Below are 12,929 nucleotides of genomic sequence, written 5' to 3' on the forward strand. Positions count from 1 at the left end.
CCTTTTGGTTCAACAAGCGCGATCTTTCAGGCGGCGGCCTTGCCCCCGCTCTTTGAGGATGCCGAGCCAAGCCGCTTTTCGAGGCGGCGCGACCAGACGGACAACGGAAAACAGAGACTGAAATAGATGATCGCCATCAGCGGATAGATGACGAATGGCTGGGTGCCCGGCACGGGCGAATTCGCCCAGCGCTTGCCGACCGTCATCAGGTCGTGAAAGCCGATGATGTAGGCCAGCGAGGTTCCCTTGATGATCTGCACCATGAAGCCGATCGTCGGGGCGATCGCGAGGCGGACGGCCTGCGGCAGAATGAGGAGCAGCATGATCTGGAACAGCGTGAGGCCGAGCGCCTTGCCGCCTTCGTGCTGCGAGCCGGGAACTGCAAAAATGGCCCCGCACCAGACTTCCGCCAGATAGGCGCTGGTGTAGAGCGTGAGCGCCAGCCCCGCCGCGTGCCACGGATCGATCCTGAGGGAGAAAAGATGCGGAACGCCAAGCCCGAGCAGGAACAGCAGCATCAGCAGCGGAACGGATTGAAACAGCCATGTGTAGCCCGTCGAAAGACCGGACAGGAATCGCCCCGGCGTAACGCGCGCGGCCGTGACCATCATTGCGATTGCACCGCCACCGATGAACGCGATCAGGGACAGGTAGATCGTGAACTGTGTCGCATCCAAAAGCTGATAAAGGACAATGCCGAACGGCTTTCCAAGAATCTCCGCGAACAGGTCCTTCATCGCACCACCTTCCACCTGAACAGACGGTCATGCAGGAGACGCAGCACGCTTTTGAACATCAGCGACATGAGCACGTAAATCACGGTCAAGGTGAAGAAGACCTCGAATGACCGGAAGCTGCGGCTGTCGATGAAAACCCCGGCCCAGGTCAGATCGGTCACGCCGATTTCCGAAATCACGCCAGTTGTCAGGAACAGGAAGATGAACTGGCTGTTGAGCGAGGGATACATGGCTGCAACGGCCTGAGGCAGGCTGACCTTGATGAAGCTCAGCCATCTCGGTATGCCGAGCGAATCCGCAGCTTCTCCCTGACCGGCATCAATCGACGCCAGCCCGGCGCGCAGGATCTCGGCGAAATAGGCCGAAAAGTTCACCGAGAGCGCCAGAAGGGCATGCCCCCAGAAGGGCAACTGGTAGCCGAACAGAAGCGGCAGTCCGAACGCGATGAAAAACATCTGAACGATGAGCGGGGTGTTGCGGATGAACTCAACCCACACCGTCGCCAGTTGCATCAGGACCGGGATCCGGTAGTGCCGGAATGCAGCAAGGAGAAGCGCGGCGAGAAAGCCGAATATGCCGCCGCCTACCGTCAGCAGACCGCTGACAAGCGCGCCTTGAAAGAGCAGCCAGAGATATTCCGGATTACGATAGATCTCAAAAAATCTCAGATCAGCCAATGCGACTGACCCGGCAATTTGAAAGTCTTCAAGGACGCCCCCAACCCAAAACGGTTTTGGGCTTGTGTTGCAACGCGCGTGCCAAACAAGAAAGAGCATCGCCGGTGGCGCAAAACGTCACTTCAAGGCAAAATCAGACGAAACAGCGCTCAGAAAAAGGGCAGCCAGCTAAACAATTAGCCAGACACCATAGGAAAACAGAGGGGGAATTCGCGGCCGCTTCGGAAGAGCTTCAATCGAGAAACGACCAGGTTTCAGCGCCATCGAAATGGCGCAGACCGATGGCCTCGATCGTTCCAGGCTGCGCGAGGCGCAGGTTGACGGCCATACGGCCTATTGCTTCGCCGGCAATGGCTTCCCAGTGGGTTGTCGAACCACATACCTTGCAGGTGTGAAAGGCAAGTTCGCGTTCGCCCCTTGAATAGCGGAGCGTGGCGTCCGGCTTCGCCTTGATGACAATGGTACCAACGTCGCCGTGACCCCAAACCGTGCCGAGACTTCGGCAGATGGAACAGTTGCACGCCACGGCGTGGCGGGGCTGTACAGACATCTCGAAGGTCACCGCACCGCAGTGGCAAGCCCCTTTGATGGGGAGCGCCACCGAGAATGGATCACCCTCACCGGCCATGATCTATTCCAGGCCGATTTTCTGTTTAAGAAGCTCATTCACCGCCTGCGGATTGGCTTTGCCCTTGGAGGCCTTCATCACCTGTCCGACAAACCAGCCGACGAGGTTCGGCTTTTCCTTGGCCTGTTCGACCTTGTCGGGGTTGGCTGCCAGGATCTCGTCGACGATCGCTTCGATCGCGCCCAGGTCCGTGACCTGCTTCATGCCGCGATCTTCCACGATCTGCGCCGGATCGCCGCCTTCGGTCCAGACAATCTCAAACAGGTCCTTGGCGATCTTGCCGGAAATCGTTCCCGCCTTGATGAGATCAATGATAGAGCCGAGCTGATCGGCGGAAACGGGGCTTTCGGAGAGATCCTTGCCTTCCTTGTTCAGGCGGCCGAACAGCTCGTTGATCACCCAGTTGGCGGACAGCTTGGCGTCGCGTCCCTTGGCGACATTCTCAAAGAAATCGGCGGATGCCTTTTCGACAACAAGAATATCGGCGTCATAGGCGGTCAGCCCGTAGTCGCTGATGAACCGGGCCTTCTTGTCGTCCGGCAGTTCCGGCAGATGGCCCGACAGGTCGTCCACGAATTCCTGGGTGAATTCCAGCGGCAGCAGGTCTGGATCCGGGAAGTAGCGATAGTCGTGTGCCTCTTCCTTGGAGCGCATGGACCGTGTCTCGCCCTTGACCGCGTCGAAGAGCCGGGTTTCCTGATCGATCTCGCCGCCATCTTCGAGGATACCGACCTGGCGGCGCGCTTCATATTCAATGGCCTGGCCGACGAAACGGATCGAGTTGACGTTCTTGATTTCGCAGCGTGTGCCGAAATCGCCGCCGGGACGGCGCACCGAGACGTTGACATCCGCGCGCATGGAGCCCTGATCCATGTTGCCGTCACACGTGCCCAGATAGCGCAGGATCGTGCGCAGTTTCGTCAGGTAGGCCTTGGCCTCGTCGGAGGACCTGAGATCCGGCTTGGAAACAATCTCCATCAGCGCGACGCCGGACCGGTTGAGGTCGACGAACGACATGCTCGGATGCTGATCGTGCAGCGACTTTCCCGCGTCCTGCTCAAGATGAAGGCGTTCGACACCAATCTCGACCTGCTCGTCCGGCATGTCGAGCAGGATCTTGCCCTCCCCGACAATCGGCTGCTTGAACTGGGAGATCTGGTAGCCCTGAGGCAGATCGGGATAAAAATAGTTCTTGCGGTCGAACACGGATTTCAGGTTGATCTCTGCCTTCAGTCCTAGACCTGTGCGGATCGCCTGGCGGACGCATTCCTCGTTTATGACCGGCAGCATGCCGGGCATGGCCGCATCGACAAGGCTGACATTGTCGTTCGGGTCCTTGCCGAATTCTGTCGAGGCGCCGGAAAAGAGCTTGGCTTCGGACGTAACCTGCGCATGGACTTCCATGCCGATCACGATCTCCCAATCGCCGGTCGCGCCCTTGATGAATTTCTTCGGGTCGGGTGTGCGTACGTCGACAAGCGTCATCTTCGTCAAAAATCCTGTTCTGTTCGATTTCACGCACGCGATCAGGGAGGTCGGCAGGAATGCTGCGGCGCGAATTTCTAGCTGCCTGATGACCTATTCGGGAATTGCGCCGGCTGCAAGGGTTTCCTTGTGTGCCGCATCAGCTTTCGCACAAAGCGTGCCGATTTCATGATGAACCGTGCATGCATCGCTTCCTGCAATGTGTCGGACAAATGCGTGCGAGGCGCAGGCGTGCGCGCTCACGGAAGCGTCACTGCGAGCCGGGGTTCTGCGCATTGCCGGTCCGCATGATGAAACCGATCAGAACGGCAACTGCCTGGTAGAGTTCGATCGGGATTTCCTGGTCGATTTCGATTTGCGAGAGCGCTTCGGCCATCATCGGGTTCTGTTCAATCGGAACACCGGCCTCGCGCGCGAGCTTTTCGATCTGTTCGGCAACAGAACCGCTGCCCTTCGCCGCGACAACGGGCGCGCCTTCGTTCTCGTATCGAAGCGCGACGGCGAGTTTCTTCTCCGGACTGTCTCCAGGTTCCATCATCCCCTCCTCAAGATTGCCTGTCGACAACGGTGCCATATTTCGCGGCTGCCTTCGGCGGCAGACCCCGCACCAGACGGAACTCCTGCAAATCCAGCCCGGCATCGGCAAATGAAGCCATCATGGTCTCCTCAAGCGCCTTCAAACCGTCAAACGTAGCGGACCTTTCCACCCACAGGCTCACATAAGTGCCGCCGCCGCGCAGGCTGACGGCGGCTTCGACCGGGCCGGTTGCCGTCAGATCCATTGCAAACCGGAGCCGCCAGGCCGGTTCATTGTCGCCGTCTTCTGCCTGACCGCTGCCATCGCGGCCAACCTGCAACTGCAAAATGCCGGTCTCCTGACCCAGTGCCAGCGGCAGCTCGAACACGAGATCCATCGGCCGCGACGTTGCTTGCGCGCGGTCGTCCCCCGCAAGCCCCGTGTTGACGAGCTGGGTCATCCTGACACGCGCAAGGGCCGCGTCGGTTTCCTTCAGGACTGCCTGCAGGATCTGGGGCGTCGTTCCCGGCAGGAAACCTCTGCCGCCAGCCTGGGCCTGCGCCTGCGGCGCATCCTGGCGCGAAGGCGCTTTGGGCTGCGCAGCGGGCCGGGTCACCTGCGCCTCGGCTCCGAATTGCTGCAACAGCGTTCTGAAGGAAAGCAGAACAGTTTTTATATCCGCCTGCCCCGCCGGGGCACCCTGACGCGGAACCGCGGCGTTCGCTTCGCGAAACTGTCCGGACATGCGCAGGGATTGCTGGATGTCGTCCGCAGAAAGGTTCTGTGCCGGGTTCATGCGCAGGCCGAGGATCTGTTGCATAGCCTTGGCGACCGGGTCCGGCAGAGACACCTTTCCGGCGGCCTGCGCAGACATCAGGTTTCCCACCTGGGAAAACAGGTTTCCAAGGCCGGTCTGCTGCTCGCCAAGGGCCTGAAACGCCTGGCGGGCAAGCTGACCGGCAGGATTTGCCTCGGCCGTCACGTTCGGGGTCGAATTTCCTGTCGTGCCGAGCATCGGCGCCGACGCTGAGGCCCGATACGGCTGATTGTGGGCAACGCGCAGGCTATCTCCGACCTGCGGCAATGCCTTTGATTGCGGTGTTGGGTCTGCTGGTGCCGAGGCGACGGTCGGAGCCCCGTTTGCCGGTGGACGCACGGGCGACGGCGTAACGCTCCCCGCCCCGACACCCGGTTTGGCTGAAGATACGCCGCTTCCGGAAACGGCCGCCGGGGCTGGTGTGGCTCTGTCCGCACCTGGCAGCGGCGAACCGGCCACGGCTCGAACCGGCTCCGCCGATTGTGCCGTTACCGGCGCGGACGTCGTCGACGATGGCACAATGGGTGCGCGCGACGAATTCGGTGCCGGGCCGTTTGGAGCCGACGCCGTCGTGGCGGCTGCGCCTGCCGCGGCGGACGCCGGCCGGCCCGGCTGCTGCGGCGCCTGTTGAAGCGTGTCGGCCTTCACAGCCGGGCCCGCGTTCGTTTGCTGCGGGGGCGTTGCAGGTCTGGGGACGGCCTCGCCCGGTTGAGGCAGGGCAGAAGCCGTCGCCGATGCCGGGTTGGCGGGCGACGGAGACGGTGCTTGACCGACAGTACCGCCCGTCTGTTGCGGGTTTGTCTGCGAGCCCGGTGCGGCAGGAGGGCTTGCCGTTAATGGCGCAGAGGACAGGACCGGAGAGGACGGAACCTGTGTTTGATTTGAAGAGGTTGTCGCGATGGGCACGGGAGCTGCAGTCCGGCCGCCCGTACCGGCATTGCCTCGCGCGGGCGCGGCAGTCGGTGCGGGGGCACTCACCCCGGATCTGCCGGCGGTAGAAAGAGGGGGTGAAGTGGACCCGCCACTTTGCTGCGGACGCGTTGCGGCCGCAACCGGATCGGGCTTTGCGCCCGGGACCGCATCGCGCGCGGCCGACGGGGCAACTTGTGGTGCGGGTGCTGTTTGTGGACCGGATTGCCGGGCCGGACCGGCAGCCTGTTGCACATCGGCGCGCCGTGGATCCGTGCCCTGTCGCGCCGGCGGGTCTTGTACCGATGACCGGCTTGCGGCCGTTGCGGCCGGCGCTAGGGGTGCCGCCTGTGCGGCCTGTCTGGTTTGCGCAGCTTGTGCCGGCTGGGTCACGGTGGGCAGAACTGCACCGCCCTGCGCCTTTACCGGTGTCTGCACCTGTCCCTGACCCGGTACTGGTCTGCCGGCCGGAACCTGCGATGGCGGCAGCGCTTGCTCGGGCTGCTGTGCGGCGACCGGCACAACAGGTTGCCCGGGCAGAACCTGCTGGGTCGTCACCTGGATCACCGGGTTGGCCTTGTTGCCCGAAACGGAAACGATCACGTCGCTTCCGGGAGGCAACCTGACCGGGAGCTTGAGATCAAATTTCGCATCGTCAGTTGCGAGCCGAACAACGCCGCCTGGCAAATTCGCCTCTACCCTGGCTCTCAGTTCGGTGCCAGGTTCAAGCCGCACCGCCGCGACGGGTGTCCCCTGCCCCAGGACGGGGCTCTGGGCGCTCACCGTTTCAACCATCGCAACGCCTCTCGCATTCGCAGTGGCAGAGATTCGCAAGGCTGCATTATGACCGCTTTCAGCCCGACTGCACAGGCTTGACCCTGATCAATGCCGCCGAAGCCTTAACGCTTCATTGTGTGCCGGTGCATGACTTGGAAACCGTCTTGTCCGCTCGATTTGCTCGCGGTCAACATGGACCTGACCTGGACTGAAGGCTGTGAAGGGAGAAACAGCGTGAACTGGATGGACCGCCTGAACGAGCGTGCCGGACTGATGGGCAGAATGCTCGACACGATCGGCGCCATGGAGAAACTCCCCACCGGGATCAGATCCGATGCCGAACTGAGATCAGCTGCGCTCAGGTGTATCAACTGTAACTCTGCGGAGGCCTGCAAAAAATGGCTGGAAGACCATCCTGACGGCGCAGCCCGCCCCATGAAGAATTGTCCGAACGCCGAGCTATTCGACCGCTGGCTGAAGGACTGATCGAGGATCAGGTCTGTTTGCGTTGCCGGTGCAGCCAGAACATCAGCCCACCGAACGCTGCTCCACCAACAAACCGAAACGGAAACATTGCCAATGCACCCGCGTCTTGCGAGATCGGCTGCGGCAGCTGAAGCATGCCGACCGCAGCTTCGAGCATGAGTGAGAGCGCTGCCGCCGCGAAGCCGACGATCCAGAGCTTTTGCACCGTATCGGCACGCCAGCCCAAGTACCCGCCAATGAGCAGCGCAAACGGATTCAAAAGACCCGAGAGCCCGAAAAGATCTATCCAAGTATCAGAAAGCACGTTCATTCCCCTCTCATAGCGTCGCGCCACGCGAATGGCGAGATTTTTCGCAACACAATTCAGAGGCTACCCGGATAAATTTTTCTATCTGGTCAAATATTTCTTCTTTTTGCTGACACTTTTATTCATAATTCAAATACAAACCAGTACTCGACGGACAACATGAGTGCTCACTCATGTGATTTTTTCCGTGTTTTACTTTTCAAGTGAATGTGATATATTTTTAATGAACATCAATTAAATTTCCGAAAACTCTCGGAAATCAATTCTATTTGCACTTCTTTTGATCATGTCTTTCGCCACCGCAACCCCTACTGACGACCCGACTCTCGAAGCCCTTTTAAAGTCGAAGCGGCGGCTTGGAATCGTGTGCGGCAATTGCGGACGGTTCAGATACATGAACGGGTCGCGATTTGCGCAGGACCAGAAAGTATCCGCGCTCAGCGAAACGCTGGTCTGTTCGTCTTGCAGGTCTAGAGACGTCAAGGCAATCGCCGTTTCCCGGAGCCCGGACAACGGTTACTGGCCCGCAGAGAGCAGCTGAGCCCTGCTGCATTTCCGCAACAGCAATAAAAAACCGCGCGGCCGGCCGCCCCGGCAGAGCAGCGTGAGATTGATTGTCGCTCCACCTCGTGATACGCGGGCCATCCGATAGCGAGGTTTTATGTCCGGACAACTGGAGTCCCGATAAATCCCGGCTGAATGACAGCCGGACAGCGAACACCGGCGTTGCGTGCGAAGGGCCGCAGCGGCCGTAAACCTGCATCGATTTCCAGGCACTTCAGAAATGGACATATCAAAAGCCGAACAGCGGGTATTGCACCTGCTGGCGCAAGGCGGCTGCATCCTCGTGGAGAAAGACGAAGATGGCCGCATCATCAATCAGGAAACCGTCACGCGTGATGGTTGGTACTGGGGCGGCTGCTCACTGCGTCTGTTCCGAAAACTCAAGTACAAGCGATTGATCGCCTCAAAAAACAGCGGCCCGTACCGGATTACCCAACTCGGGCTCAGGCGTGTCCGCTCCCAGTTGGACAACAGGTAAGCCGGACAGAAGGTTCACAAGGACAAAAATGCGCACCTTTGAGCAGGTGCGCATTTTTCGCCCGGTTCACGCGCCGGTCCACGGTCGACTAGCTGTCCTCGTCGAAACTCGCGAGATCCGGAGCGTCTCCAAGCAGATACCTCGGCCCCCTTCCATGGCGGGCGGCAGCATCGCCCGCATTGTAGAGACTGCAGGATTTCATGGAGAGGCATCCGCAACCGATACAGGCATCCAGCTTGTCGCGAAGGGCCGTCATTTTTTCAATGCGCTCGTCAAGATGTTTCCGGAACTCCCGGCTCATTCTGCTCCAGTCCGCCTTGTTCGGCGCCCGGCCTTCGGGAAGCTGTGCGAGACGGGACGCGATTTCCGAGATCGTGAACCCGAATTCCTGGGCGACAAGCGCAAACGACAAGCGTCGAATGTCGGCACGCATGAACCGGCGCTGACCTCCACTGTTCCTGGCCGGGTGGACAAGCCCCTTCTCCTCGTAAAAGCGGATCGCAGACACGGAAAGTCCGGTCCTGTCGGCGAGCTCACCGATCGAGAGAAGATCGCTCCCCTTCATAACCTTTTTCAAGTAAGACCCTTTTTCCTCTTGACCTCAAGTATACTTGAGGAACTATCTCATGTGTCCACGAGGAGTCAAACCCTGAAAGGACGACACCATGAGCACTGCCTTCCTGGAACATGTCAACGTAACGGTTACCGACCCGGAAGCGACCGCGAAACGGCTGGAAGACTGGTTCGGCTGGAAGGTCCGGTGGAAAGGAGCCGCCCTCAACGGCGGCACGACCTACCATATCGGCAACGAGACGAGTTATGTCGCAGCCTACTCTCCCTCCAACGATACCACACCGGTGTCGGGAGAGAGTTACAGCCATCACGGCGGCCTGAACCATATCGCCGTCGTCGTTGACGACCTCGACGCAACAGAGGAGCGGATCAAGGCCGGTGGCTACAAGACCCACAATCACGGGGATTACGAGCCTGGCCGCCGTTTCTATTTTGACGACGACGACGGCATCGAATTCGAAGTGGTGAGCTACAGCTGACTTGCGCGGCCGGTTTCCGGAACGGACGTTCCGGAAACCGGCGCTTCGCCGCATCCCCTGGCGAAAAAGCACAACGGGAGTTGCATGGCCCTATTTTGGCACTTTCTTCTGAAACACTCCCTGACTGGGTAGAATTTCCAATGTCCGCATGACCGGAAATCGGCATCGAAGGACATCGGGACACCATCGGGAGGGATGCATGAAGCTGGTGCGAAACGAAGAGATCGCCTGGGCCAACGGCCCTGGTTACAGGAAAAAGGTCCTGCTGCGGGATGAAGAAATCAACATGGCGGGCGGGCTGGTCCAGATTGTCGAGATTCCGCCACACACGCTGGTGAATGAGCATTTTCACAAGTCGTGCACGGAGGTTTTTCACGTTCTGTCCGGCAAGGGCACCTTCCGGATCGAGGGCCGCGCGTTCAATCTTGAACCCGGACAGACGCTGACCTGCGAACCGCTGGAGGTGCACAGCACCGAGAACCCGTTCGATTTTCCGTTCACTTATGTAGTTTTCAAAACCAACGTCGTCGAAAACGATATTTTCTGGTGCGACCGGCCGACATTCTGATGCACCTTGCTGTTGTCCACGCTTGAGCGCGTCTACCCGCTCACGCGAGAATGGTGCGCGCGCTGTTCCGCGCGGCACCAAAATCCTGCCCTTTGCATCACCTAGTGCCCCGTGAGCACAAGTGCCGTGATCGGGTATCTGAGCGCCTGCCCCCGGATCATGATCGCATGAACGATCCCGACCGTGTCGACCACGTGCAGGAACACAAACTCACCCGTACCGAGGTTTTCGTCCGAGGTCAGTCTGTCATGGTTGCTGGTATAGGCATTGACCGAACAGCTGGCCCCCGGAGGAAGCCTGTCGAGCCCGCCTTCGTAGAGCGGCTCCAGGATCGCCGTGACGGTTCCCTGTTTGGCCGCGGCCTGCGACGTATCGAACAGCTGGCTCCCCGCCGAGACCTGCCCTGACGCGATCACGTTCTGAACATCGGTGACGACAAGCGGTATGATCGTGAAGGGTACCGAGGGGCAGAATGCTTCCGCCACCATGCCGGGTTTCATGACCTGGGCTTCGATCTGACTGAAGCCCGCGACAATGCGTTCCTGCTGCGAGTCCGCCGGGATCAGCACGCCTGCCGGGCGCATCAGCGGGTTGACGATGTCGCCTGGCCGCAGCACGAACTGGCTTACGGTCCCGTCGACGCCCGCATAGACGGTCATCTTGGACAGTTCGACTTCCGCTTCCTGCTGCCGGGCCCGGGCGCTTTCGAGGCTGGCCGGAAGGGCCGTGTCGATTTTCGTTTCAACCAGTTCCTTGTTTGCCTGCGCGGCTGCAAGCGCACCTTGTCTGGAATCGACCGTGGTCTGCAGCTTTTCAATGTCGCGCTCGCTGACGACATTGGCGTTGCGCTCAAACAGCTCCTGCTTGGTATCAAGCTCGTCCTGCGCCTGTTTGAGAGCGGCCTCCGCCTGTTCGACCTGTGCGCTGGCAACTGCCAGTTCGCCCTGCGCGAGCGCGATCTCGCCCTCGATTTCAGCAACCTGCTGTTTCGCGGTGGTGACATCGGCTTCCTGGCGGCTGCTGTCCAGCTTGAACAGCGGATCGCCGGCCTTCACCTCCGTATCGAGTGACAGCGGTACGAACACTTCGGCGACCCGTCCCGAGCCCTCAGGAAGGATCGGCAGGACACGGAAGGTGGACACTGCGCTGGTTGACGAGGGATGAAAATAGAAGATCAGCGTTATCAGCGAGATCGTCAGCATCAGGCAGGACACGATGCCGTAGCGCAACTCGTACCAGACCGAATAGAGTGTGATCTCGTGGCCAATCCGCTTGCCCTGGACATACCGGCGGAACAGGTAGTCCGGCAAGATCGTGATCATGGAACAGAATAGGGTCTCAAACACGTATCCTGCCTCCCTTACGCCTTGACTTCGGACTGAGCTTCGGAGGCAGGGCTCTCCGAAGCGCTTTCAGATGTTTTTGCCGGCGCGGCTTCAGCAGGTGGCTGCCCGCTCACGGCTTCGGAGCCGATGGCCTCCTGGTCCTCAAGATAGGCGTCTGCTGCCACGTCACCCTTTCCGTCGAACTTTTTTGCAATCCGGCTCGCCGAACTTGCGATGGTATCCAAAGGCGTCGTGAAGTCCGGCAATTGAACAAAGGCAAGTACCAGGGCGGCGACCCAGAAGATCTGGTTGTGCGTGAACAACGCCAGAAGCCCCAGTACCGCGACGAGTTCGAACTGGATGCGTCCGTGCTTGTGTGCCAGCCGTTCGGGCAACGAGTGAAGGTAGAGATAAAAGGTTCCAAGAAGCAGAATGATCACGATCAGCGCGATCAGCACCGTGAGCATCATCTGATCGCTGCCGTCTGCCTTGGGAATAAAAAAAGGCAAATGATGAGGCGCGAGCTCGTGCATTTTCTCAGTCATTTTCAATTCCGTAAATCAACACGTTCAAGACAACCTGTTCCAGTATCAACGCTGCGTCAAACAAAAAGGAAACCGGTGACGGGGACAATAGCCACCGGGTTGCCCGAACACACAGGTGCGGGTTCCTTCACCCTGCCCCGGGTGCCGGACAGGGGGCAAACGGTTGTCGGAAAACTGCCCCTAGCGAGGTGCCATGCGGATGGCACCGTCAAGGCGGATCGTCTCGCCATTGAGCATGTCGTTTTCGCAGATCGACCGGACGAGGCCGGCATATTCGTGGGCTTTTCCGAGGCGGGAGGGAAACGGCACCTGCTGGCCGAGCGATTCCTGCACCTCCGGCGACAGTCCAAGCAGCATCGGTGTTTCGAAAATCCCGGGAGCAATCGTCATGACCCGGATTCCCGATTTCGACAGATCCCGCGCGACAGGCAACGTCATACCGGCCACTCCTGCCTTGGAGGCAGCGTAGGCTACCTGTCCGATCTGTCCGTCGAATGCCGCGACCGAGGCCGTCGATACAATGACACCGCGGCCGCCGTCGGCCGTGACGGGTGCAAGATCCGCCATTCCTGTCGCTGCGATCGCGATACACCTGAAGGAGCCGATCAGGTTTACCGAGATTACCTTCTCGAACATATCCATGGGATGCGGCTCGCCGCGGGACGTCGTTTTCGCAACCGGCGCAATGCCCGCGCAATTAACGAGGATACGCTCCTGGCCATGCGACTTTCGCGCAAGCTCGAAGCCGGCCTCCACGCTTGATTGACTGGTCACATCGACGTCGGCAAACACGCCGCCGATCTCAAACGCGGTTTCGCCACCCTGTTCTGCGTTTCGATCAAAAATGGTGACCTTGACACCTTCCCCGGCCAGCATCCTTGCCGTCGCAGCCCCCAGACCGGATGCGCCGCCGGTCACAATTGCAGAAACAGTGGAATCGAGCTTCAAGCGCCTCTCCTATTGACTATATATTTGTATCTTATTTGCTTTTTTAATTCCATTGACGAAAGCGTCAATTTCCGAAGTTAAACTGGCTCAGAAGAACCCGGGGGTCAAG

15 protein-coding genes are annotated in these 12,929 nt (G+C 59.7%); 4 read left to right on the plus strand and 11 right to left on the minus strand.

Annotation, left to right across the window (positions count from 1 at the left end):
• Positions 1-26 precede the first annotated feature (26 nt).
• The 6 genes from RBB49_RS12585 to RBB49_RS12610 form a co-directional block, all read right to left on the minus strand.
• Positions 27-737, minus strand: coding sequence for an amino acid ABC transporter permease (locus RBB49_RS12585; protein WP_306143157.1), 711 nt, complete (start codon positions 735-737; stop codon positions 27-29).
• A complete protein-coding gene (locus RBB49_RS12590) occupies positions 734-1,414 on the minus strand; it encodes an amino acid ABC transporter permease (RefSeq protein WP_306143158.1) in 681 nt (226 codons plus the stop codon). The genes RBB49_RS12585 and RBB49_RS12590 overlap by 4 nt, the downstream gene beginning before the upstream one ends.
• 232 nt (positions 1,415-1,646) lie before the next feature.
• Positions 1,647-1,964, minus strand: a complete 318-nt coding sequence (locus RBB49_RS12595; protein ID WP_306143159.1) for a GFA family protein — start codon at positions 1,962-1,964, stop codon at positions 1,647-1,649.
• An 81-nt stretch (positions 1,965-2,045) separates the two neighbouring features.
• Positions 2,046-3,527: an Asp-tRNA(Asn)/Glu-tRNA(Gln) amidotransferase subunit GatB gene (gene gatB / locus RBB49_RS12600; RefSeq protein WP_306143160.1), complete on the minus strand. Its 1,482-nt coding sequence runs from the start codon at positions 3,525-3,527 to the stop codon at positions 2,046-2,048.
• Between the two features lie 250 nt (positions 3,528-3,777).
• On the minus strand, positions 3,778-4,062 hold the full coding sequence (locus RBB49_RS12605; protein WP_306143161.1) for an EscU/YscU/HrcU family type III secretion system export apparatus switch protein: 285 nt from the start codon (positions 4,060-4,062) through the stop codon (positions 3,778-3,780).
• Between the two features lie 10 nt (positions 4,063-4,072).
• Positions 4,073-6,565 carry a flagellar hook-length control protein FliK gene (locus tag RBB49_RS12610; protein WP_306143162.1) on the minus strand — a complete coding sequence of 831 codons (2,493 nt, stop codon included), beginning with the start codon at positions 6,563-6,565 and terminating at the stop codon, positions 4,073-4,075.
• 225 nt (positions 6,566-6,790) lie between these two features.
• On the opposite strand from RBB49_RS12610, the gene RBB49_RS12615 reads away from it, so the two are divergent.
• A complete protein-coding gene (locus RBB49_RS12615; RefSeq protein WP_306143413.1) occupies positions 6,791-7,033 on the plus strand; it encodes a DUF6455 family protein in 243 nt (80 codons plus the stop codon).
• Positions 7,034-7,040: 7 nt separating this feature from the next.
• Here RBB49_RS12615 and RBB49_RS12620 read toward each other — a convergent pair whose 3' ends face one another.
• The gene (locus tag RBB49_RS12620; RefSeq protein WP_306143163.1) at positions 7,041-7,343 is read right to left on the minus strand and encodes a phosphatidylglycerophosphatase; all 303 of its coding nucleotides are present in this window, start codon (positions 7,341-7,343) and stop codon (positions 7,041-7,043) included.
• Between the two features lie 781 nt (positions 7,344-8,124).
• Between RBB49_RS12620 and RBB49_RS12625 the strand changes: the two genes are divergently transcribed.
• Positions 8,125-8,382 carry a YjhX family toxin gene (locus RBB49_RS12625; protein ID WP_306143164.1) on the plus strand — a complete coding sequence of 86 codons (258 nt, stop codon included), beginning with the start codon at positions 8,125-8,127 and terminating at the stop codon, positions 8,380-8,382.
• An 88-nt stretch (positions 8,383-8,470) separates the two neighbouring features.
• Here RBB49_RS12625 and soxR read toward each other — a convergent pair whose 3' ends face one another.
• Positions 8,471-8,947: a redox-sensitive transcriptional activator SoxR gene (gene soxR, locus RBB49_RS12630; RefSeq protein ID WP_306143414.1), complete on the minus strand. Its 477-nt coding sequence runs from the start codon at positions 8,945-8,947 to the stop codon at positions 8,471-8,473.
• A gap of 100 nt (positions 8,948-9,047) precedes the next feature.
• On the opposite strand from soxR, the gene RBB49_RS12635 reads away from it, so the two are divergent.
• Together RBB49_RS12635 and RBB49_RS12640 are read left to right on the plus strand one after the other, a co-directional pair.
• On the plus strand, positions 9,048-9,434 hold the full coding sequence (locus tag RBB49_RS12635; RefSeq protein ID WP_306143165.1) for a VOC family protein: 387 nt from the start codon (positions 9,048-9,050) through the stop codon (positions 9,432-9,434).
• Between the two features lie 199 nt (positions 9,435-9,633).
• The gene (locus tag RBB49_RS12640) at positions 9,634-10,002 is read left to right on the plus strand and encodes a cupin domain-containing protein (protein WP_306143166.1); all 369 of its coding nucleotides are present in this window, start codon (positions 9,634-9,636) and stop codon (positions 10,000-10,002) included.
• A gap of 101 nt (positions 10,003-10,103) precedes the next feature.
• On the opposite strand, the gene RBB49_RS12645 is transcribed toward RBB49_RS12640, so the two are convergent.
• The 3 genes from RBB49_RS12645 to RBB49_RS12655 form a co-directional block, all read right to left on the minus strand.
• A complete protein-coding gene (locus RBB49_RS12645; RefSeq protein ID WP_306143167.1) occupies positions 10,104-11,348 on the minus strand; it encodes an HlyD family secretion protein in 1,245 nt (414 codons plus the stop codon).
• A gap of 14 nt (positions 11,349-11,362) precedes the next feature.
• A complete protein-coding gene (locus RBB49_RS12650; protein WP_306143168.1) occupies positions 11,363-11,872 on the minus strand; it encodes a hypothetical protein in 510 nt (169 codons plus the stop codon).
• A gap of 180 nt (positions 11,873-12,052) precedes the next feature.
• Positions 12,053-12,820, minus strand: coding sequence for an SDR family NAD(P)-dependent oxidoreductase (locus RBB49_RS12655; RefSeq protein WP_306143169.1), 768 nt, complete (start codon positions 12,818-12,820; stop codon positions 12,053-12,055).
• Positions 12,821-12,929: the final 109 nt, after the last annotated feature.

It is taken from the genome of Roseibium sp. MMSF_3412 (genome assembly GCF_030733265.1).
Taxonomy (GTDB): Bacteria; Pseudomonadota; Alphaproteobacteria; order Rhizobiales; family Stappiaceae; genus Roseibium.